Genomic DNA, 21,598 nt, shown 5'->3' on the forward strand with positions numbered 1-21,598 from the left:
GTGGCAATGCAACCGAGCGTGTCGCAACCTCTTGCATCAAAGCTAAACGCTGTTTTTACAGCACCCGATTAGTATAACAAATAAAACGCGGCATTGCAAGGGGTTTGAGGACTTTTTTTCATTTTCTTCCATGAAAGGGTTTTAAAAAAAAGAAACAATCTCAGACTGTCCCTTTTCTTTAACTTAATTGATCGGTTTTACATACACCCTTTTGTACATATAGTATAAAAAGAGCCAGCGAAAGATATTATCAGCCAGAGTCGCAAGCCAGACACCGGACAAGCCCATCCCCATACCGATACCTAGGCAATAGCCTAAGACAATACGAATGAGCCACATTCCAATAGTTGTAGCATAAAAAGGAAGCTTTGCCTTCCCCAGACCTTGCCAGACGGCTGTGAAGATTAAGGTTCCCGCTGTAGCAGGACCGCCGATAAAGGAATAAAATAATACAACCAAACTGGCCTGAAGAGCTTCTTCATTGCTTGTAAAAAGAAGGGTCAGATGCCTTCCCCAAAAAAAGACAACAGCTCCGATTAACAGCATTAATATAGTAGAAAGAACATAGGATTCTCTGATAACTTGCCGAATCTCGCTTTTCTTGCCTTCGCCCAGATAATGGGCCACCAAAATAACCGTGGCCGTGGCAACTCCCATACCCGGCATGTAATTAAATTGTGTCAGGGTCTCACCAATTGCATTTCCGGCTACTGCTTCCGTCCCGAATCTAACGATGATGGCCACGATGACAACATCCCCCGCCCGCATCATCAGCCTCTCTCCGGCTGCCGGCAGGGCAAGATTGACTAAGTTTTTGTCCAGTTTAAAGCGCATGTCCGCCAGAATCGTTCCAACGGGCAGCTGACTCGCCAGGACAGCTGCTCCGACAAAACGCGAAAAAACTGTGGCAGCAGCAACGCCAGCAATGCCCCAATGGCATAGAAAAACAGCTGCTGCCGATAAAAGAGCATTTAGCACATTGGCCAAAAAACTAGCGTACATGGGCAGCCTTGCCTTCCCTTGGGCTCGCAAAACAGCACCCAAGGTTGTCTGCAAACCAAGGGCGACAATCAAACCACCGACCAGCGCTAAATAGAGGCTTCCCGTCTGCGTCACATCAGCAGCCGTCCCCAAGAAGCGCAGCATCTGCCGGCCAAAAACTAAGGACAGGGCTCCTAAAATCAAACTGATTACTATTGTTATAAAAATGGATTCTGCTTGATAAAATCGTGTTTTGAGCGCATCCCGTTCACCCAGACTCTTAGCAATCAGGCTTGACACCGCTGCTCCGAGAGCAATGAAAACAGCTTGGTAAACAGTGATAATATTATTAGCGACCGAAACGCCTGAAACAGCCACCAAGCCCAGCTGCGCAACCAGATAGTTGTCCACAACTCCCATCAGCATCTGCAAAAGATTTTCTGCCATAGCGGGCAGCGCAAGTCCAATAATTTTCTTTCTTTGTTTCATATTCCTATACAAGAAAACCCATAACAGTCTCTGCTAAACTGACAGCATCAAATCCTTTTATAACTATCCTTAAAACAGCACCTTGAGGTCTAATCAAGGCACCCAACTCAAAAGAGAACTGACAAACCATCAGTTTAACAAAGCTATTTTTCCTACTATTTAAAAAACAATCCTTGTGAACAATACTTTTAGCTATAGTTAAGAGGCTGGAACCCAATTCCAGCCTCCCCTTTAGATTTCTAAATAAGACTCAACCGCTTTTTGCATATCAGCTGCAGCAACAACCTTTCGATGGCGAACCGGAGCAGTATCAAGACCTGAAACCGCTGCTGGCACAGCGACCCCTGATAGCTCGTGTAGGTCACGGACAGCTGCAAAGTCATCTCCTGAATCCTTGCCGGTCACCGCCTGAACTGTAACCCGCGGGAATTTGTAAGGACTGGCTGTTGAAGCAATGACTGTCGGTCTTAGATCCCCCGAAGCTGTTTTGTAGGCCTGATAGACAGCAGAAGCAACAGCTGTATGCGGATCTTCAATGTACTTATTGTCCTCATAAACACGCTTGATTTCTGCAGCCGTCTCTGTCTCACTGGCAAATCCTGCTGCGAACAATTCCAAAATGTCTTTGTCTGCATTTTCCAAGGTATACTCACCTTTTTCTGCCAGAGCTTCCATGAGCTCTTTCGTTTTAGCAGAATCATTGCCTAATAAATGGAAAATGAGCCTTTCTAAATTTGACGAGACTAAAATATCCATGGACGGACTGGTGGTAACATAAAAATCACGTTTTTTATCGTAGGTTCCCGTTTTAAAGAAATCTGTCAGTACATTATTTTCATTTGAAGCACAGATTAATTTTCCAACCGGCACACCAATCTGATAAGCGTAATAAGCGGCCAGGATGTTGCCGAAGTTTCCGGTCGGCACCGTAAAGTTGACCTTATCACCATTTTGAATGTCTCCGGATTTAACCAACTGTGCATAGGCATAGACATAGTAAACAACCTGAGGAATCAAGCGGCCGACATTCATCGAATTAGCAGAAGAGAATTGGGCTCCTTTTTGCAGCAATTTATCCCGCAGCTCAGCATCGTTGAACACTTTTTTAACATTGGTCTGAGCGTCATCAAAGTTCCCCTCAATCGCAACGACGTGAGTATTGCTGCCCTTCTGTGTGGTCATTTGCAGCTCTTGGATTTTGCTGACTCCGCCGTGAGGATAAAAGACGATAATCTCCGTTCCGGGCACATCAGCAAAACCTGCCATAGCAGCTTTTCCGGTATCACCGGATGTTGCTGTTAAAATAACGATTTTATTATCAACTCCCTGCTTTTTCGCAGATGTTGTCAGCAAATACGGAAGAATAGACAGGGCCATGTCCTTAAAAGCAATTGTTGAGCCGTGGAACAGCTCCAAATTATACTGACCATTAAGCTTGACAAGCGGTGCAATCTCCGGCCTATCAAACTTGTCATCGTAAGCATGGGCAATGCAGTAATCCAGCTCTTCTTCGGTAAAATCATCCAAGAAAGCGGACAGCACTAATTTTGCAACTTCCTGATAAGAAGCTGTTTTAAGCTGTTCAAAACCCAGTTCAACCTGCGGATAAGAAACAGGTGTGAACAAACCGCCGTCTGCAGCTAATCCCTGCAAAATGGCCTGGCTGGCAGTCACAGTATTATTGGCATCACGAGTCGATTGATAAACTAGGGTCATGATTCATCCTCTTCTTTTATAGATAGCTTTTTTAGCATTATACCATAATTATATCAAAAGAGCGCAGCTTTATTCAGCTAGGTGAAAAATCTAAAACCGCCTTTAAATCATTAGCCAACTACTTATTTTCTCTGCAGCCGCCTGATTAGAAAACACTCAAAAAGCCGGGAAATTTCCCGGCTTTTTGAGTAAAAAATTTAGTTGCCCCAGCGAGAATCTACCCCGGCAATGGAAATCCATACCACCGCCAAAGCATTGTAAAGCAAAGCAGACATTTGCACTGTACCCTCCTGTTTCTACCATTTGATGTCACCTATATTATAACGCAAGAATCTGTTTTTGCAAGCCCATTTTAAAAGTTTTTTAAAGATTTTGTAAATGTTATTATAGATGACATCGAACGTTAGCTTTAGACACTGATTGACCTAAGCGGTGTCAGCTTTTCTCTTTATTTTTTCGCTTTATATTGGCTTTCCTAGCATTATTCTGTAGCATTTATTCACACGGGAAACAACAAACAAAAAGCATACCCGCCGATTTATAGCAGATATGCTTTTATTTATAGAAGGAGGAATCAATTGCCTGCGCTTAGGCATTTATTCCTTTTAGAAACTGCTTATTTTTCACCTTTTGCAGGTTTTTTAGCAGACGTCTGAATGGCTTTTTTGATGGTTTCAACATAGAGTTTCGCCCCTTCATCGCTGCTGTCATTATAGTGAACACCATCAGACTCCGTCCAAATCTCAGAATGCGCAACAGCCGCTTCATACCAGTCTGCAACCGTAACATATTTGTACTTTTTAGCCAGACTTAGCTCATAGCTGCGAACATCAGGAATACGCTCGTCTTTAGTATTGTAAGGCGTCACAATGACTAAACGATGGCCGTCCGGAAGAGCATTGATAAACTGCTGAATGTTATTTTCATATCCCTCAATTGAATTGACACCAACAGCAAGAACTACTGTTTTGGACAAACTCTTGTTGGTGATATGGTTCTGGAAGATCTCATAGGCACTTTCAAAATTTCGGCTTACCGCTGCATCAACCTGCGCTTCTGGCAGGACTGCTGAAAAAGCAGAACTGGAGCGCAGTGTGACCGAGTCACCGATAACAGTAATATCACTAATGGCACCGGCATCACCGGCAGCAAGCGTATGGGTTCGGTTCATATTGTTATCAGCCTGATTAAGCGAATCAACCAGCAGGCTGGTCTCAAAGGCTCCGACATGCGGCGCAGTGACGGTAATACCCAAAACGATAGCAGTCAAAAGACCGGCAAAACCGTAAAACCATTTTTTATAATGATCCAGATGGATTTCCAGTCCAAAAAGAGAGGAGCGTTTACCGGCAATATAGGGCTCAACAACATAGTAAGAAAGCGTTGAAAAGACAACTGAGAAAAACAAGGTAAAGATAACTGCCAGCCAGTTACTCATCAGCTGACCAAAAATAATGTAAAAAGGCCAGTGAAAAAGATACATGCCATAGCTGATATCCGCCAGATAAGTGACAGCAGCAGGCTCCGATAAATCAGGCGTCTGTTCATGCAAAACACGGCTTGAATAGACCATGACAGCTGTAAATAAGCTAGCCAGACCAAAACCAAATAGGTAAGTAATAATACTATCAAAGTCAAGTACAAAGCCTAACAGAAAGAGCAAAGCCGCACTGCCGATCATGTAAACAAGCACGCGCTTTGTCGGCCAGAGGCGAACATTTTTCTTAAACCGCTTGGTTGTTTCACGAATCCCTGAGGTTGTCGCGAAAATAGCTCCCAGGAAAAATGGAAAAATGTGCGTCAGCGTTGAGAAGTAAATGACTGAAAAATTACTTACAAAGAAAGCACGTATGAACATGCTGGCAAAGCTGAAAAGAAACAGAACTGCCGAAATCAGGAAAATCAGCCCGCGGAACTGCCGCTGATCTTTAACCTTTCTTGACAAAAACCACACCAGAATACCCCAAAAAAGGTAAAAATGCACTTCAATGGCTAAACTCCAAGTATGGACAAAAAGATGCGGAATAAACTGACTTTCATAGCTGCTGCCCGTAAAAATCTCATAAAGATTAGTCGTGAATCCCAGCACAGCAGCAATCTGCCGGCCAATGTCCGCCACAAAATCTTTTCTAATCAAAAAGGTAAAGGGCATGGTTACCAGCACCATGATAACCAAAGGCGGAACAATACGATAAAAGCGCCGCCGCAAAAAGCCTAAAAGGTCTATTGCCTTATTTCGGGCATACTCATCAAGCAGCAAGGCCGTAATCAGATAGCCTGAGAAAGTGAAAAAGACATCCACTCCAATAAAGCCGCCCGGAAAAGCCTGCTGGAAGAAGTGATAGAATAAAACCAGAAAAAGCCCGGTAATTCTAACAAAAGAAAACCATTTTATTCTCATTTTTGATAAATTCCCTGTTTAAACTTTCCTTTATAAATTTTCTTGTCCTTGGCAATCAGCTTACCCTGACCATCAGCCTGACCCTTTTTGAACTCTCCGGTATAGGACCAGCCCATGCCGGACTTAAAGGTGCCCTGGCCGCTGAAAACACCGTTAACAAAATTTCCCTCATAAACATCTCCGTTAGGATAGGTCAGCTTGCCCTGACCGTTCATCCGATGATTGAGAACATAGCCTGTATAACGAATCTTGCCATTTTCATAAGTCAGCGTTGCCTTGCTGCCGAATTTAATACTAAAAACAGATAAACCGCATACAAGGATGACGATGACTGCTAATAATTCTAATTTTTCTCTTGTTATCTGTATCTTCTTCATCTTATCCATTCAATTCCCTATTAATAATGCCATTTTACTACAATTTGAAAATATGACAAGGTGCAGTTAATCCATTTTCCCCAGCCAAACCCGACAGCCCTTTTTAACTAAGCGGTAAGTTTCTTCAAAATCGCCTGTATAATAGGGATCCGGGACTCCGCCATCAGTAAAGAGAAAGATTTTATCATCAAACTGCCCCTTTGACATTTTCTTTAAATCATGGACATTGGCACGGTCCATACCAATAATAAAATCAAAATAACGAAAGTCTGTCATGCTGATTTGCTGGGATCTTTTAGCAGAATCATAGGCAATATCGTATTTTTTGAAAATCCTCTGCGTTCCGCGGTGAATGGGATTGCCGTGCTCCCAGCCGGAAGTAGCTCGGCTGGCAATTTCAATATTATCAGAGGCCACAGCTTTCATGACAAACTCAGCCATGGGACTGCGGCAGATATTTCCCAAGCAAACAAAACAAATCTTCTTCATATTTATACTTCCCTTTAGCTGTCAAGCAGCTCAGTTGTCTTCTATGTAATCATAGCCCAGATGCTCATAGGCTTTAGCTGTTGCAACACGGCCGCTGCGAGTTCTCATCATAAACCCCTTTTGAATGAGATAGGGTTCATACATATCTTCAACGGTTTCCCGCTCTTCAGCAATATTAACCGACAGCGTTCCCAGGCCAACAGGCCCGCCGTTATACATTTCAATCATTGTTTTCAGAATCTTTTGGTCGATATAATCAAGACCTTCGTGATCCACATCAAGCATGGTTAGAGCTTTATCGGTAATTTTATCATCAATCAGGCCATCTCCCATGATCTGGGCATAATCACGCACGCGCTTTAAGAGACGGTTAGCAATACGCGGAGTCCCGCGGGAGCGTCTGGCCAATTCCAGAGAAGCCTGATGGGTAATTTCCATCTCAAAGATATCCGCCGTTCGCTCTACAATCTCTGTTAAGTCGGTTTCTGTATAATATTCCATGTGCCCTGTAATACCAAAGCGCGCCCGCAAAGGATTAGAGAGCATGCCAGCCCGTGTTGTTGCACCAATCAGCGTGAAAGGCGGCAAGTCAAGGTGCACGCTGCGAGAGGTCTCGCCAGCACCGATCATAATGTCAATGTAGAAATCCTCCATGGCACTGTAAAGAACTTCTTCCACAGCCATGGGCATTCGGTGAATTTCATCAATAAAAAGCACATCACCGGGTTCTAATTCATTGAGAACCGCTACCAAATCACCAGCCTTCTCAATAGCCGGTCCGCTGGTTTGCTTGAGATTGACGCCCAATTCATTTGCGATAACAAAAGCCATGGTGGTCTTACCGAGCCCCGGAGGGCCAAAGAGCAGCACATGATCCAGCGCCTCATCGCGCTGTTTGGCAGCCTCGATGAAAATCTTCAGCTGTTCCTTTACCTTATCCTGACCAATATATTCCTGTAAATACTGCGGGCGCAGAGTTCGTTCCGCAAACTCTTCATCGCCCATAAGCTCATTATCTAAAATTCTAGTCATAGTTTAATTGTATCATCTTGCAGGCAAAAGAAAAAGACAAAAATCAGCCTCCGCTAAAAATTTAAAAAGCTCTGCAAAAAAAGAAAGACCTTTGCTGAAAGGCAAAAATCTTTCTCCTTTTGACCCCAAGACCGCTTCCAGTATTTCTGGTCTCTCTTTAGTTAGAGAACTAGGCGGTCTTATGCTGATCAAAGAGTCTTATCCGGAAGTTTTAGCTGTGTGTTCACAAACTAGATTCCCCACCAGTCAAGAGCTCTTAAAATGGTTGAAAAAATTGTAGCCATAACTTTTTCTCCTTTCTTTTTGATGGTATTCATTATAAAGTATCGGAGAAGAAAAGAACAGGACATCTATGTCCTGTTTTGCTGATCCTGCTGCCATTCTCTTTCTAATTTTTCTTTTAATGTGGTATTTTCAGTTAATTTCGCAAACAAAATGGCCGAGTCATAGCTTTTTCTGGCTTCTGCTTCATTGTTCTCTGCTAACAGGTAATGCTTCCACTCAAGTATACTGACAATGGGTTTCTTTTGAAAATCAGAAGTCCTCATCATAATATCATTGGCAACTGCAATCAGCTCTTTGATGATGTCATATTTTTCCAAAAGAAGGAGAATGCCGAAATTGTTTAATAAAACATTGTTCAGCACAAATAAATCTTCCACGGGCAGATAATCACTCTGTTTTAAAAGAACCTGCATCAGCTTATAATACTTGTCCAAATCAAAAATATCCATGCGCAAATCACTGATGGTCAGGCAGGAAAAATAAAGATCAATAATGATTAAATCATTCACCTGATAGCGTTTGCGCATTAAAATCTGATCAAAGTAATCGTTTAAAATCCCGACCCCAAAATCAATATTTTGACTCAAATGAATATCTAACTTCGACTGCAGAGCGTCAATCACAAGCTGCTCTTCCTCAGGCAGGGTGTCATAAAAATGATTAAAAATCTCATCAAAATAAGCCTCCCTTTCAGCCAGCTTTTCCTGATCGCCGTAGGTCGGTGTTCTCAGCAACAGATATTTTAGTTCCTTGTAACGGTTAGGCAGATCAATATTTCTCCCATCCGTCAGATAATCCAGCGTTACACCCAGGCGCTCCGCAATATAAACAGCCTTTCTGAGCGTGGGCACCGACTCGCCCGACTCAATCCTCGTCAGCTGCCGCATGGACAGCTCAGACTCATCTTGACAGAAAACTTCTTTGGTCAGTCCCTTTTCCAACCGCAGCCGTTTTACTCTCTCCCCAAAATCTTCTAACATAAAATCTCTTTCTCATTTTTTATTATTCTATCATAAGTCCATAATATAGCAAATTTTTCAGATATTTCAGCCGATTTTTGTTCTTTTAAATCCGCAAACGCAAAAAAACTGCGACCTTTGTCACAGTTTTCTGCAGTCTGTTAATCTTCCAAGCCGATACGTTTGAAAATTTCATCTACACGTTTGGTATAGTAAACCGGATTGAAGATTTCGTCGATTTCTTCTTGAGTCAGACGGGAAGTCACTTCCGGGTCTGCTTCCAGCAGCGGTTTGAAGTCCACTTGATTGTCCCAAGACTGCGCGGTCTTAGGCTGAACAAGGTCATAAGCCTCTTCGCGGGTCATGCCTTTTTCAATCAAGGTCAGCATGGCACGCTGGCTGAAGATGAGACCAAAGGTAGAGCCCATGTTGCGCTTCATGTTTTCTGGGAAGACGGTAAGGTTCTTGACAATATTGCCAAAGCGGTTGAGCATGTAGTCAATGAGAATGGTTGTATCAGGCGTGATAATGCGCTCAGCCGATGAGTGGGAAATGTCACGTTCGTGCCAGAGGGACACATTTTCATAGGCTGTCACCATGTGACCGCGAATCACGCGCGCCAGGCCCGTCATGTTTTCAGAGCCGATAGGGTTGCGTTTGTGGGGCATAGCTGAGCTCCCTTTTTGGCCCTTGGCAAAGAACTCTTCCACCTCACGCTGCTCAGACTTTTGCAGGCCGCGGATTTCTGTCGCCATACGTTCGATTGATGTGGCAATGCTGGCAAGCACCGCAAAGTATTCGGCGTGCAGATCACGCGGTAAGACTTGGGTTGAAATTTCTTGCGGACGAATGCCTAATTTGTCACAGACATATTTTTCCACAAAGGGCGGAATGTTGGCAAAGTTTCCAACAGCACCAGAGATTTTCCCAGCTTCCACACCAGCGGCAGCATGTTCAAAACGCTCGATATTGCGCTTCATTTCGCTGTACCAAGTCGCAAGTTTGAGACCAAAAGTCGTTGGTTCCGCATGGACACCGTGGGTACGCCCCATCATGATGGTGAACTTGTGCTCCTTAGCCTTATCGGCGATGATAGCCAGAAAATTGTCCAAATCCTTGCGAATGATGGTATTAGCCTGCTTGTAGAGGTAGCCGTAAGCCGTGTCCACCACATCTGTTGAGGTCAAGCCAAAGTGCACCCACTTGCGCTCCTCACCTAAGGTCTCAGACACCGCACGGGTAAAGGCCACCACATCGTGGCGGGTTTGCTGCTCAATCTCCAAAATGCGGTCAACATCAAAATCCGCCTTCTCACGAATCTTGGCCACATCCTCCTTAGGAATCTCACCTAACTCAGCCCAAGCCTCGTCAGCGAGGATTTCCACCTCCAACCAAGCACGGTACTTGTTCTCTTCTGTCCAAATAGACGCCATCTCAGGGCGTGAATAACGTGTAATCATGTATGTTGCTCCTTACTTATATATCAATTTTGAATTGATGTCTTAAACTGAAGAATCTCAGAAAAAGTTTGTTCTGAATCTCTAATTTCAGCATTGATTTGCTTTATTAGGTCTTCTGCTACATTTTTGAAAAGTACTTTATCTGTCGAAACTTCTAACTCAAATTCTAAAAGTTCCTCTTTATCAATGACGTATTCAAAAATTTTATCAAAGAATATTTTTAAATCACTTGTTTCGGAATCCTCTAGATTTATAATACAATCTAATTCTACATTTTTCAGAATTAATTTCCTATCTTCTTCAGACTCTTCAAGTTGCATTTTTTGTTTCTTAAATTCCATATATATCCCTTCTATTTGTAAACATCTCTTCACTTCCCTCCAAATGTTTGAGAGCAATATCATCCCATTTTAATGATTTTGAATTTGCATTAATTAATTGATTACTATACATATTTCCTACATAAAATACTGGCAAATCATTTGCAAAATCATAGTCACAATATATTGTCTGACTTGGAAGAGTATTAATAGCTATATTAGCGTTATGAGTTGAAATAATAATTGTTTTTCCTCGATCTCGTAACTCTTTAATTTTAGGAATTAAATACGAACTAATATAATAGTTACCTAACCCTCTCTCAATTTCATCAAAAATGTAAAAGTCATGCTGATTATTCTCTAATATTGCACTAATTGATAATATAGCTTGTTCTCCTTCAGAAGGATTATAACTTTTTTGACCCCCGTTATTATCAATTAAAACAACTGTGTTAAAACGCTTGACAATTTTTGAAACAAAATCATCTATATCTGTTTGCTTCTCTTCTGCATTAAAATACGCATTTATATTATGAAAATCCGATTCCATATTGAAATGGTTAAATTTTTTTATTAATGCTCTTCTACTAACTATACCATTTCTATCAAAGCCAGAATCACTTCTATATGTCTCATCTTCCGTTAAAACTTTTATCTCTGTTTTTAATTTCACTTCCCCTTTTTGTGGTAAAACTCCTAGTTTATTTACTTGCTCTTCTTCAACTTCTTGAAACATAGACAAAAGATGCTCATTATTTTTTATTCGATTCAATCTTTTTCTAACTAGCTCAGCAAAGCCAAGATGAGTTGGTGCAGAATCTGTCCCTGTTTGCTTTTTAATACTTTCTTTTATACTGTCAATTGAATTGATAATACCCTTATTCGAAAAAGCCTGTTGAATTTGCTCTTTTGAGTTTATTAAAATGTCTTTTTTTAAAGAATTTAATCGATTATTCAACTCCAATTGTTCTTCTTTTTTTATTCTTTTTGTTTCGTTATTAATTTTGATAACATCATCAATTTTTTTAAAGCTTGACTTCGTTTTTGACAATACACTTTGAATATCTTCTGAATATGCCAAAGCCGATACTCTTGCATCCCGCTTATAAATTCTAGCTGCATTTTTATTTTTTAACTCAGAACTTCTAAAGTCTACTATCTTTTGAAGACCATCATATTTATTTAACTCCGAATAATTTAGTATAGATTTTATAACTTCACTTATTTCACCAATTAATTCTTCATCAATTACTACTTTATTACCTAATTCATCAATAATAGTTTGATATTCAATTTTATAATCTTTTCCTTCATGCAAAAAAACATCCTTTCCTAAATTTTTTAGTGTAGGAAAGATATAATTTTTAACAAAGATAGTTTTACCTGAACCTTTTTCACCAAAAATAATATTTATATCTTCAAATATTTCAACTGACTGCGTTAACTCTTTATAATCTTGTGGAGCATCACTTTGTAAAACTGAATAACTTTTTGTATCTTCTAATATGCTTTTTATAAATAACGATGGATTCTCTGCCAATTTATAAAACTTTGCAAAAGTATCCACTTTATATTTAATTTCTGGAAGTACAATTTCATCATATTTTGACCAATCTTTCACATCACTACCAAATAGCGCTAAATCGTTATGAGAATTTATTATGCCCATTGCCTGCAAACTCTTTGGTTCTAGTATTACGATATAGCCTTCTAAATCACCTCTAAGTCGTTCCGCGTCTTCAACGGTGATTCCTCTGTCTTTATCTTTTAAATAGAAATGTGGTATAACGATAATTTCCGAATTTGAAAAAGTCTTCACTTTAGAAATAAATTCTTTGTAATCTATTTTGAAAGAATCGTAATCCCTTGAAGGTTCATCAAAAACAGTGTCAAATTGTTCCTTTTTATCTGGACTTACAACAACAATAACATGTCTATGTTGATTATTTGGAAAACCAACATCAATTTCCATACCAGGAAAAATCGTCAATTCATTATCAATACTCTGAATTTGATTAAATTCTTCAATATCAAATTTATTATGATTTGTTATTGAACAAACTTCAACATCATTTTCCTTCATTTTTTTTACAAAATCTTCAGGGGAGATTCTTCTTTTCTTCCCATCTCCTTGCTTACAAGCCTGAGTATGAATGTGTAGATCAATTTTCTTCATTCTAGTTTGTTCCTTATAATTATAGCGAATGGGAAATAATCTATATTAATAATTACTTTATATACTGTTTCCCAAACTCCCTCGCCTTATCTAGCTTATCACTACCACCATCACATATCCCATTTTGCAGTTTTGTTCTTACTATCTAACTTCCAGCGCTTTTTCTAAATCTCGGAAATACTGTTTTTGTTGCTTTCTTAAATAAAGCCAGACAAATGGTGACAGGAGAGCGTTTTTAACAGTGACATCTTCTGTAAAATCCAGAACGGTTTGCTCATCATGATAATCAAACTGTCCTATCCAAGTGCCTTGGAGATTTTTGTTTTCAAACTCAAGTTCCCAGAGCTTGTACAAATCAACTTTGGTCACCTTAAAATTTGTCTGAATGCCATTTTGGGTGTACTCAATAAAATGGCTATCATCTATCTTTTCAAATTGACCAAGATCACTTCTCCAGATTTGATTTGATAAGTCTGTTACAACTTCCCAGACCTTATCAACAGGATAGGGAAAACTTGCTTTCCTATTAGATTTTACCATAAGTTTGCTCCTATTTAACATCTAGCTTGCTACTAAATCAACATAAACGCAGCACATAGGCCTGAAAAAATATTAGCTATTGCATGGATAAGCCAACTTGGCACAATGGAACCTTGAGCTTTGTTTTCGTTGATATAGCCCATTCCATAAGCAATAGCAAATACAAAGCCTGTAATCATCATTATTGAACCAACATCCAGCACCTTCAAAAACATGAAACCATGTATCAAAGCAAAAAACAAGGACTGGATGGTATTAGCCAAAGGAAAGGCCAGCTTTTGCATAAGACGCTTCAATAAGAATCCTCTAAAAAACAATTCTTCCGGCAAGGCGGTATTAAAGATTCCATAAATCAGAATAGCAGGCAGAACCTTAAAACCACCGCCTCGAAAAACGGTTGTCGCCATTGACACTCCCTTTAAGCGGAATAAAATAAAGAGAGAAATGAGCAAAAATAATACTGTCATCACCAGTAGGGGCACAAAAACTTGTTTAAAATCATGTTTACTGACTTTCTTAAATCCTAACCAATCTAGAAAAGCAGAGTGTTTTCTATCTATAGCAAACCAATAAATAAATGGAATGATAGCAAATAACACTATTTCTAAAAGGCTGCTGATTACTTTTGAGATAAATAGTCCCATCTTTTAACCTCCTGATACCTATCCTACCACTTCAGCATCTGCTGTCAAAATGGTCACAGGTCCCTTTCTAATTTATTCATTCACCGCTAATCGTGCGGCTTTTTCCGCGTGGATAGCTGTTGTGTCATAGAGGGGGAGGTCTGTGTCTGCTTGTTTGACTAGGAGGCCAATCTCTGTGCAGCCTAGGATAACGGCTTCTGCGCCAGCATTTTTCAAATCATCAATGATGGCAAGGTAGGTTTGCTTGGAGCTGTCTTTGATGTCTCCCAGACACAGCTCGTCATAGATGATTCGATTGACTTCAGCAATACCTGCTTGGTCTGGAATCAGCACTTCGAGCCCTGCTTCAAGCAGTTTATCCTTGTAAAAATCTTGGGTCATGGTGTACTTGGTGCCCAAGAGACCGACTTTGTGAATGCCATTTTCAAGCAAAGTCTCGGCAGTCGCCTGCGCAATATGCAGAATCGGGATGGTAATTTTTTCCTGAATCTGCGGAGCCACCTTGTGCATGGTGTTGGTGCAGATGACAATGAAGTCTGTACCAGCCTGCTCCAGCTTCTGAGCAATTTGGCTCAGCACTTCCCCACTCTTAGCCCAGTCGCCGCTGGCTTGATAGTGCTCAATCTCCGCAAAATCAACACTGTAAAGCAGAATTTTAGCCGAATGCAGACCGCCAAGCTCTTTTTTGATTGTTTCGTTGATGAGCTGATAATAAGTGGTCGTACTCTCCCAGCTCATACCGCCGATAAGACCGATTGTTTTCATTTAATTCCTTCTACTTGCTCAAAAAATAATCACATATACGAGGAGCTGTTAAATTTTTAGGATAGCCTACTCCATAATTCTTTTTCGTAAGACTACAGTATCCCTTACTATCAATCTGATAAATATAACTATTAATCTCTCCTGCTAAGGTCGTGAAATAAATCGTAACTTTGTTAGGGACATGCTCAAAATTTGCTTTACCTTCAAGTAAATGTGTCTGTATTTCATTTTGATGTGCCTTTGAAATTATATATATTTTTTGATCCACATCCAGTTTTGGTATAATTTCACAACTTTCATTCTCTCCAAATATTATATGAAGATTGAAAACGGGTTGAACATTTACAATTTCAACCGAGCAAATTTTATCTCTTTTATTATCCGATGCATAGGATTTTTCAAAGCCATTCGGTTCAACAAACTGATTCTTTTGATTCTTTTTTACAAGATAATACCAATGTTTGTCATCGAAATATACTCTACAATTAGGTTTTATAAGCTGGTAATCATAACTTAAAACAAATTCTGGATGATATTTTAATAACTCTCTGTGTTTTTCTTGGGATATTTGAAAATGTATTACTAGTACTGATATAACAATGCCAGATATGCTACCATAAAAACTTAACCAATCCCCTAAACTAGAATTCAAATATTTTGAGATAAAAGATAAAACAACAGAAAATATTGGCCCCAACAAAATGATTAATATGAATAAAAAGATGAATATCCTAAAATTTTCCCTAAAATATTTAATCATACTTCTCCTCCTAAAATTCCATCCCTTCTCCAAACTCCCTCACTTCATCCGGCTCACCACTAAACACGGTCACGTGTCCCATTTTGCGGTTGCGCTTGGCTTCTAGTTTACCATAAAGGTGGAGGTGGGCGCTAGGGTGGGCGTGAACATAGGCTTTGGCTTTTTCCATGTGTTGGCCGAGGACATTTAGCATGACAGCCGGCGCATGGAGGTGAATTTCTGGAAGGGGTGCGCCGAGCACGCCTAGAATATGGGTGTCAAATTGTGAAAAATCGCAGGCTTCGATAGAGTAATGCCCTGAGTTGTGAGGGCGCGGAGCGATTTCGTTGACGATGATGTCATCAGACGTCGCAAACATTTCCACGCAGAGGGTGCCTGAGAGCTTGAGTTTTTGGGCAATTTGCACGGCCATGTGCTTGGCTTTTTCAGCCAATTGGTCAGAAATGCGAGCTGGAACAACGGTTTTTGAGAGGATATTGTTACGGTGGATATTTTCCTGAACGGGGAAAACCGTCACGTCCTTGCCATTGCCTGACACGATGACCGAGATTTCAAGGTCAAAGTCCACAAATTCTTCCAAGACACACTCGGCAGAGTTGGCTAATTGGCTGGCGGCAGCTAAATCGTCGCTGGTTTTAATGACTGCTTGACCGTGGCCATCGTAACCGCCTGTGGCCGTTTTCAAGACGTAAGTCTTGCCCAAATCCAAACCCTCCAAGTCCAGACTGGAAGTCACAACCTTATAAGGAGCGACCGTCACGCCGGCCTTGTTGGCAAGGAAGTCTTTTTCAAAAATACGGTTTTGCGAAATGCGCAGCAGATCAGTCCCCTGCGGCAGCTGACCGGCCTTGATGACCGTGTCCAGTCCGTCGGCATCGACATTCTCAAACTCATAGGTCAGCACATCGCAGCGCGCAGCCAATTCTTGTAAAGCATCCACGTCGTCGTAAGGTGCCACAATCATGTCAGACACGCGCGAAGCAGGACAGTCCGCCGTCGGATCCAGCGTCACCACCTTGTGCCCCATGTAAATCGCCGCGATAGCCATCATCTGACCCAGCTGGCCGCCGCCGATAATACCGATGGTTTTAGTTGAGCTCATCTGTTGAGGCCTCCGCGATTTTTCCTTGTTCCTCTGCAAAATGTGCTAGCGCTGCTGCCAAATCTTGATCTTCAACCGAGAGAATTCGCAGGGCAGTCAGGGCAGCGTTGGTAGCTCCCGCTTCCCCAATGGCCATGGTTGCCACAGGCACGCCGCCCGGCATTTGCACGATCGAGTAGAGTGAATCAAGCCCTGAGAGGGCGCGTGATTTGACAGGCACACCGATAACAGGCAGCGTTGTTTTGGCTGCTACCATCCCCGGCAAGTGGGCTGCACCGCCAGCGCCGGCAATAATAACCTTGATACCGCGGTCGCGTGCTTCCTCTGCATGTTTGAACATGAGGTCCGGTGTGCGGTGGGCAGAGACAACTTTTTTCTCATAAGCCGCACCGAACTTATCTAAAACTTCAGCTGTTTTTTGCATGGTTGCCCAGTCGGATTTGGAGCCCATGATAATGGAAATAATTGGTTTTTTCATAACATTCTTCCTTTTTTGACAATCACCTTAGGTTGTGGGGACGGCAGCAGCCACCAAAGGTGTCTCATGCCTAAATCGGAAGCCTAGGGTCTTCCGATTTCCCTGAACGATTAGCTTTATTGGCTAATCGTTCTTTCACAACGGCGGTGATTGTCGAGTTTAGGGCTCGCTTACGCTCACCCTTATTTTATCTAGTCTTTAATGGCTTTGCTGCCGATGTCGGTACGGTAGAATAGTCCTTCCGTATGTTGTTCGGCAAGTTTGCTGTAAATCTTGTCCTGCGCAGCCTTGACGCTGTCGGCTGTGGTGACCAGCATATAGACACGGCCGCCGTTAGATAGCAATGCTTTGCCATTTTCAGTAAACTTAGCCCCTGCATAGTAGGTGATAATATCGCCGTCAGTCTTTTCTGGCAGAGGCAGGCCTTTTTCGTAGGCGAGCGGATAGCCATCCGAAGCGACCACCACACCAAGGGTCACACCCGCATCCAGCCAAGTGATGTCAGGCTCCTTGCCAGCCAAAATGTTCGTGATGTTCTGCGCAAAGTCAGAAGTCAGGCGCGGCAGGATAATCTGGGTCTCAGGATCGCCAAAACGGGAGTTGAACTCGATAACCTTGGGACCGTCCTTGGTCAGGATAAGTCCCGCGTAAAGCACGCCCAGATAAGGACGCCCCTCGGCAATCATGCCCTCAAGCACTGGCTTGACAATGGTGTCAACCGACTGGTCGATCACGCTTTGAGCCAGGTGAGGCACCGGCGCATAGGCACCCATACCGCCTGTGTTTGGCCCCTTGTCACCGTCATAGGCCCGCTTGTGGTCCTGCGCCGCAGGCATGATGTAGAACTTATCGCCGTTGACAAAGGCAAAGAGGGAGAACTCCTCACCATCGAGGAACTCTTCGATAACCACACGCGCACCGGAGTCGCCGAACTTATTGTCCAGCAGCATCTCGTGCGCCGCTTCGACCGCCTGCTCCACGGTTTCTGCCACGACCACGCCCTTGCCCAGCGCCAAGCCGTCCGCCTTGACCACGATAGGAGCGCCCTGCTTTTCGATGTAGGCCTTGGCTTCTTCGAAGTCGGAAAATGTGCCATAGGCTGCTGTCGGAACGCCGTATTTGGCCATGATGGACTTAGCAAAATCTTTAGACCACTCCAGCTCCGCTGCTAACTTGGTCGGACCAAAAGCCTCAAGCCCAGCCCGATTAAAATCATCAACGATGCCAGCCGCTAGCGCATCATCAGGACCGATAAAGGTCCAAGCGACGTCATTTGCTTTAGCAAAGTCAATCAGCTTGGAATGTTCGGAAATTCCGATATTAACCACATCCAACCCATCAAGGGTCATGCCATCATTTCCGGGAGCAACAAAGACCTGCTCCACCTGCGGAGACTCCAACAGCTTCTTGGCAATCGCATGCTCGCGACCGCCAGAACCAACAACCAAAAGTTTCATAGCTAAGATACCAAGAGCGAACAGAAAAGCAGCAGAATTTTAGGGAATCAGCGCCTTGTGCCTGCACAAAAGCCGACTCGCACCTTAAAGCAGCCACATCTGCAACCAACTAAAGCTAAAACAACTGTGACTCTAAATCCTCCGCTTTCCGCCCGAGTTCAATTCCTTTCATTTTACGAATTATACAGGACTATTATAACATATTTGTTCGCATATTACTTGCTCACGTTGATATTTGAATTATAATAAAGTACAATACCTCTATTACATTATTAGATACGGAGATATATATGAAAAATACTACTAAAAAACTTTTTTATAAAATTTCTGGAAGAATCATTGGAAAAAAGGACTTATTTCCTAGCATCTCTATCTTATTGCTAGCTGATACATTATTAATAATTGGGTACTGTTTTATATTTTACTTTGCGAAGGCTAATCTTAACCTTAGTTATCTATTAATAACATGTGCCGCTATAATTAAAGTTATAATCACATTTTATTTTTGTCAGGAATTATCTTATTCAAAATACTCTAAGATTGGATATGCTTTATTTTTCTTTTTATACTTTTGGCCCTTATGTTTTACTACTTTAAGCCACCTTACTAACCATTTTTCTAAAATGATTGACCCGTTCTATTTATTCAACTATCCATTCATTTTTTTACTCAATTTATTGGGAATATTTTGTACTCAATGGCTTATAAGTCACAAACCTTGGGTGCATATTTTAACAGACCTCCTTTCTCTGCTCATCTTAATTCCTATATTTAATTTTGACAATCTTCCAAAAATACTTATCACACCTTTTATACTAATTTTTACAGCGATAAGATATGTTACTATTATAAAATTTTTATCTAGAAAATTCTCCCTGTTCTTTGAAGAAAGATGTCTGATTATTGGAGAGTTGCTGTCTTTTTATATTTTTCTAATAGTTATTGCTGTAGTTAGCGAACCAAGAAATTTTTCTATAGCATCCCTTGCAGCGAGCTTATTTGTATATCTATTAACCTTATACGCCAGAATATTGCTTTTTATAACATATTCGTTCAAAAAGAAAGAAACAAAAGTATTTTTTAGTATGTTAGTTATTTTTGTTAGCATGACTTCTTTAGTAGCCTTTCTTTTGTCTGTACTTCCTGGTGAAAAGGGAACTAATATCATTACACTTATCCTACCGGCCATCATTCCTATTATTTTTCAAAGCTTCTCCACAAGAAATAATCAAAGAAAACAGATTATTTTTTTGAATAAGTTCCACGATTTGAAAAATCTTTTAACCATCTTATTCTTTTATACAACAATCTTAATTAACATACTAGCAAATTTAATTAGTGCAAAAAGGCTACCTCTTCCTTTTCTTCCAAATGGTTTGAAAACTTTTTATGATTACCTCAACTTAGTGATGTATAGTGTTATTATAGGGGTCTTTCTGGCAGCAATATCACAAATATTATTCCTCATATTCTTTGAAAATCCTAAAAATGGATATATTAAAATAATCTCAAGCAATAGAAAATTTCGTCATAGACTGCATAAAAGATAATCACATAAAAAATGACAGCCAGATTTTTACACCAAAAAAGCAAGCCTCTCAGCTCACTTCTTGTATCTATCTTTCCTATGTTCGCTGCTGACAGCGATAACTACTAGCTGGTCGTCTTTGATTTAGCAGATAATCCGATAGTTTCCAACGCGATAAGCCACAAACCTTTGAGATGCCAACCAAGGCTTTGCTGTCTTGGATTGCTGGTGCCATCAATATGCTTTTTGAGCCAGTTAAAATAGAACCGGCGGCGTATTTGTCGAAAGCCTGAAATTTTTCCACTCCTAATTTGTAATCTAACTCATTTTTAATCTCTTCCGCTAAAACAGCCTCATCTAATGAGACTGTTTTCTTTTCTTATTCCTCCTCAGGATAGGTCATACCCCATTCTCTGCGCAGCTGGGTCATGATAGCCATAACATCCTGCGTGTAATCCAGATGCATGGTGTTTTCGATACCTGCGACAGCTTTTTCCATATCAGCGATTTCGTAAGTGAGAGCCTGCAAAGTATCACCTGCTTCTATTACTTCCTGGTGACCATCCTCTGTATAGGTAATGACTGCCCTTTGGCCTCGAGGATACTCGTAAAGTTCAATATAGCCCTTGTCATAGGCAACAGTTCCGCGTTTGGGCTGCTTGGCATGAAGGCTGAGGGCAATGGTTGCCATCTGGCCTTCATCATTGGTCAGAAGAATTCCAACCTGCTCATCCACGCCGGTTGGTGCCAGTTTAACCTGAGAAGCGATTTGACTCGGACTGGAAGTCATAAACCAGCGGACAAAGGACAACGCATAAACACCAATATCCAGCAGAGCCCCGCCTGCCAAATCACGGCTGAAAAAGCGGTTAGTCATATCGTAATCTTTATAACTGCCGAAGTTCATCTGAATGAACTTCAGTTCCCCCAATTTGCCTGAATTTACAATCTCTGAGAGTTTGCGGTAAATGGGCATGTGGAAAATCGTCATGGCCTCCGCTAATACAGCATGGTTTTCCTCTGCCAGCTGAATCGCTTCTGTTAATTCTTCAGAATTGAGGGTAATTGATTTTTCGCAGAGCACATGCTTACCCTTTGTCAAAGCCTTGCGCAGAAAATTAATGTGGGTATTGTGCGGGGTAGAAATATAGATAATATCAACCTCTGGATCCTCAAAGACATCGTCAATCGTTTCATAGACCTTATCAATCCCGTATTTTTGCGCAAAAGCGACACCTTTATCATAAGTGCGGTTGGCAACAGAATAGAGTTTTCTCCCTTGACCTTCCAAAGCCTGAGCCAATTCATTGGCAATGACACCTGTTCCTAAAGTTGCCCAGTTGTAATATTTTGGCTGTGTCATCTTAACCTCCTTTTAGCTTATAATAGCTGCACTGAATGCAGACAATCCTCCTACAGTATCAGCACTTTAGCTTATGACCAATACTATAAGAGGATTATATCAATTACTGCAGGAATTGCAATGTTTTTAGATATCAGGATAATAATCTATATCATTCGAAAGTGATAATGTCTTAGCTAGGTCGAATGTGAAAATGTCCCGTCTGTTAAACTAGAAAGATGAGGAAAATAGAACTAACTATGATAGAGTCAAAGAAATACCTAGTCATCAAAGCTG

General features: G+C 41.3%; 20 protein-coding genes. 2 read left to right on the forward strand and 18 right to left on the reverse strand.

All coding sequences use genetic code 11. The annotated features are described in order from the left end of the window. Positions 1–183 precede the first annotated feature (183 nt). The 6 genes from BMI76_RS10000 to ruvB all read right to left on the reverse strand — a co-directional run bounded on the left by BMI76_RS10000 (position 184) and on the right by ruvB (position 7,485). On the reverse strand, positions 184–1,470 hold the full coding sequence (locus BMI76_RS10000; RefSeq protein ID WP_075347409.1) for an MATE family efflux transporter: 1,287 nt from the start codon (positions 1,468–1,470) through the stop codon (positions 184–186). Between the two features lie 231 nt (positions 1,471–1,701). Next, positions 1,702–3,186, reverse strand: a complete 1,485-nt coding sequence (gene thrC, locus BMI76_RS10010; protein ID WP_075347411.1) for a threonine synthase — start codon at positions 3,184–3,186, stop codon at positions 1,702–1,704. Positions 3,187–3,802: 616 nt separating this feature from the next. Beyond that, positions 3,803–5,587 carry an acyltransferase family protein gene (locus tag BMI76_RS10015; RefSeq protein ID WP_075347412.1) on the reverse strand — a complete coding sequence of 595 codons (1,785 nt, stop codon included), beginning with the start codon at positions 5,585–5,587 and terminating at the stop codon, positions 3,803–3,805. Further along, positions 5,584–5,964 carry a hypothetical protein gene (locus BMI76_RS10020; protein ID WP_075347428.1) on the reverse strand — a complete coding sequence of 127 codons (381 nt, stop codon included), beginning with the start codon at positions 5,962–5,964 and terminating at the stop codon, positions 5,584–5,586. Before BMI76_RS10020 ends, BMI76_RS10015 begins: the two co-directional genes overlap by 4 nt. Before the next feature lie 66 nt (positions 5,965–6,030). Then, on the reverse strand, positions 6,031–6,453 hold the full coding sequence (locus tag BMI76_RS10025; protein WP_075347413.1) for a low molecular weight protein-tyrosine-phosphatase: 423 nt from the start codon (positions 6,451–6,453) through the stop codon (positions 6,031–6,033). A 30-nt stretch (positions 6,454–6,483) separates the two neighbouring features. Then, positions 6,484–7,485, reverse strand: a complete 1,002-nt coding sequence (gene ruvB / locus BMI76_RS10030) for a Holliday junction branch migration DNA helicase RuvB (protein ID WP_075347414.1) — start codon at positions 7,483–7,485, stop codon at positions 6,484–6,486. Between the two features lie 7 nt (positions 7,486–7,492). On the opposite strand from ruvB, the gene BMI76_RS10720 reads away from it, so the two are divergent. Further along, entirely contained in the window at positions 7,493–7,765 is a 273-nt protein-coding gene (locus BMI76_RS10720) for a hypothetical protein (protein WP_142355084.1), read from the forward strand. Positions 7,766–7,835: 70 nt separating this feature from the next. Here the strand turns inward: BMI76_RS10720 and BMI76_RS10035 are convergent, their stop codons facing one another. The 11 genes from BMI76_RS10035 to purD form a co-directional block, all read right to left on the reverse strand. Further along, positions 7,836–8,750 carry a helix-turn-helix domain-containing protein gene (locus tag BMI76_RS10035; RefSeq protein ID WP_075347415.1) on the reverse strand — a complete coding sequence of 305 codons (915 nt, stop codon included), beginning with the start codon at positions 8,748–8,750 and terminating at the stop codon, positions 7,836–7,838. A 140-nt stretch (positions 8,751–8,890) separates the two neighbouring features. Next, positions 8,891–10,189, reverse strand: a complete 1,299-nt coding sequence (gene purB, locus BMI76_RS10040) for an adenylosuccinate lyase (protein ID WP_075347416.1) — start codon at positions 10,187–10,189, stop codon at positions 8,891–8,893. Between the two features lie 23 nt (positions 10,190–10,212). After that, complete coding sequence (locus tag BMI76_RS10045) at positions 10,213–10,530, reverse strand: hypothetical protein (RefSeq protein ID WP_075347417.1); 318 nt, start codon at positions 10,528–10,530, stop codon at positions 10,213–10,215. Beyond that, on the reverse strand, positions 10,520–12,685 hold the full coding sequence (locus BMI76_RS10050) for a hypothetical protein (protein WP_075347418.1): 2,166 nt from the start codon (positions 12,683–12,685) through the stop codon (positions 10,520–10,522). The genes BMI76_RS10045 and BMI76_RS10050 overlap by 11 nt, the downstream gene beginning before the upstream one ends. A gap of 141 nt (positions 12,686–12,826) precedes the next feature. Next, on the reverse strand, positions 12,827–13,225 hold the full coding sequence (locus BMI76_RS10055) for an SRPBCC family protein (RefSeq protein ID WP_075347419.1): 399 nt from the start codon (positions 13,223–13,225) through the stop codon (positions 12,827–12,829). A gap of 32 nt (positions 13,226–13,257) precedes the next feature. Beyond that, positions 13,258–13,869: a CPBP family intramembrane glutamic endopeptidase gene (locus BMI76_RS10060; RefSeq protein ID WP_075347420.1), complete on the reverse strand. Its 612-nt coding sequence runs from the start codon at positions 13,867–13,869 to the stop codon at positions 13,258–13,260. 72 nt (positions 13,870–13,941) lie between these two features. Then, positions 13,942–14,634, reverse strand: coding sequence for an aspartate/glutamate racemase family protein (locus BMI76_RS10065; RefSeq protein ID WP_075347421.1), 693 nt, complete (start codon positions 14,632–14,634; stop codon positions 13,942–13,944). A 10-nt stretch (positions 14,635–14,644) separates the two neighbouring features. Next, positions 14,645–15,394, reverse strand: coding sequence for a hypothetical protein (locus BMI76_RS10070; RefSeq protein WP_075347422.1), 750 nt, complete (start codon positions 15,392–15,394; stop codon positions 14,645–14,647). A gap of 10 nt (positions 15,395–15,404) precedes the next feature. Beyond that, positions 15,405–16,496 (reverse strand): 5-(carboxyamino)imidazole ribonucleotide synthase, encoded by a 1,092-nt coding sequence (purK, locus tag BMI76_RS10075; RefSeq protein ID WP_075347423.1) that lies wholly within the window; start codon positions 16,494–16,496, stop codon positions 15,405–15,407. Continuing rightward, positions 16,483–16,974: a 5-(carboxyamino)imidazole ribonucleotide mutase gene (gene purE, locus BMI76_RS10080; protein WP_075347424.1), complete on the reverse strand. Its 492-nt coding sequence runs from the start codon at positions 16,972–16,974 to the stop codon at positions 16,483–16,485. The genes purK and purE overlap by 14 nt, the downstream gene beginning before the upstream one ends. 191 nt (positions 16,975–17,165) lie before the next feature. Further along, positions 17,166–18,431, reverse strand: a complete 1,266-nt coding sequence (purD, locus tag BMI76_RS10085; protein ID WP_075347425.1) for a phosphoribosylamine--glycine ligase — start codon at positions 18,429–18,431, stop codon at positions 17,166–17,168. A gap of 290 nt (positions 18,432–18,721) precedes the next feature. Here purD and BMI76_RS10090 point away from each other — a divergent pair, with 290 nt between their 5' ends. Next, on the forward strand, positions 18,722–19,981 hold the full coding sequence (locus tag BMI76_RS10090; protein WP_075347426.1) for a hypothetical protein: 1,260 nt from the start codon (positions 18,722–18,724) through the stop codon (positions 19,979–19,981). 357 nt (positions 19,982–20,338) lie between these two features. Here the strand turns inward: BMI76_RS10090 and BMI76_RS10095 are convergent, their stop codons facing one another. Then, entirely contained in the window at positions 20,339–21,322 is a 984-nt protein-coding gene (locus BMI76_RS10095; RefSeq protein WP_075347427.1) for a Gfo/Idh/MocA family protein, read from the reverse strand. Positions 21,323–21,598: the final 276 nt, after the last annotated feature.

Origin of the sequence: Streptococcus sp. 'caviae', from assembly GCF_001937065.1 — a bacterium.
Classification (GTDB): Bacteria; Bacillota; Bacilli; order Lactobacillales; family Streptococcaceae; genus Streptococcus.

Coding starts and splice junctions, on each gene's coding strand:
- BMI76_RS10000 (WP_075347409.1), bottom strand. CDS start 1,470: ATGAAACAAAGAAAGAAAATTATTGGACTTGCGCTGCCCGCTATGGCA.
- thrC (WP_075347411.1), bottom strand. CDS start 3,186: ATGACCCTAGTTTATCAATCGACTCGTGATGCCAATAATACTGTGACT.
- BMI76_RS10015 (WP_075347412.1), bottom strand. CDS start 5,587: ATGAGAATAAAATGGTTTTCTTTTGTTAGAATTACCGGGCTTTTTCTG.
- BMI76_RS10020 (WP_075347428.1), bottom strand. CDS start 5,964: ATGAAGAAGATACAGATAACAAGAGAAAAATTAGAATTATTAGCAGTC.
- BMI76_RS10025 (WP_075347413.1), bottom strand. CDS start 6,453: ATGAAGAAGATTTGTTTTGTTTGCTTGGGAAATATCTGCCGCAGTCCC.
- ruvB (WP_075347414.1), bottom strand. CDS start 7,485: ATGACTAGAATTTTAGATAATGAGCTTATGGGCGATGAAGAGTTTGCG.
- BMI76_RS10035 (WP_075347415.1), bottom strand. CDS start 8,750: ATGTTAGAAGATTTTGGGGAGAGAGTAAAACGGCTGCGGTTGGAAAAG.
- purB (WP_075347416.1), bottom strand. CDS start 10,189: ATGATTACACGTTATTCACGCCCTGAGATGGCGTCTATTTGGACAGAA.
- BMI76_RS10045 (WP_075347417.1), bottom strand. CDS start 10,530: ATGGAATTTAAGAAACAAAAAATGCAACTTGAAGAGTCTGAAGAAGAT.
- BMI76_RS10050 (WP_075347418.1), bottom strand. CDS start 12,685: ATGAAGAAAATTGATCTACACATTCATACTCAGGCTTGTAAGCAAGGA.
- BMI76_RS10055 (WP_075347419.1), bottom strand. CDS start 13,225: ATGGTAAAATCTAATAGGAAAGCAAGTTTTCCCTATCCTGTTGATAAG.
- BMI76_RS10060 (WP_075347420.1), bottom strand. CDS start 13,869: ATGGGACTATTTATCTCAAAAGTAATCAGCAGCCTTTTAGAAATAGTG.
- BMI76_RS10065 (WP_075347421.1), bottom strand. CDS start 14,634: ATGAAAACAATCGGTCTTATCGGCGGTATGAGCTGGGAGAGTACGACC.
- BMI76_RS10070 (WP_075347422.1), bottom strand. CDS start 15,394: ATGATTAAATATTTTAGGGAAAATTTTAGGATATTCATCTTTTTATTC.
- purK (WP_075347423.1), bottom strand. CDS start 16,496: ATGAGCTCAACTAAAACCATCGGTATTATCGGCGGCGGCCAGCTGGGT.
- purE (WP_075347424.1), bottom strand. CDS start 16,974: ATGAAAAAACCAATTATTTCCATTATCATGGGCTCCAAATCCGACTGG.
- purD (WP_075347425.1), bottom strand. CDS start 18,431: ATGAAACTTTTGGTTGTTGGTTCTGGCGGTCGCGAGCATGCGATTGCC.
- BMI76_RS10090 (WP_075347426.1), top strand. CDS start 18,722: ATGAAAAATACTACTAAAAAACTTTTTTATAAAATTTCTGGAAGAATC.
- BMI76_RS10095 (WP_075347427.1), bottom strand. CDS start 21,322: ATGACACAGCCAAAATATTACAACTGGGCAACTTTAGGAACAGGTGTC.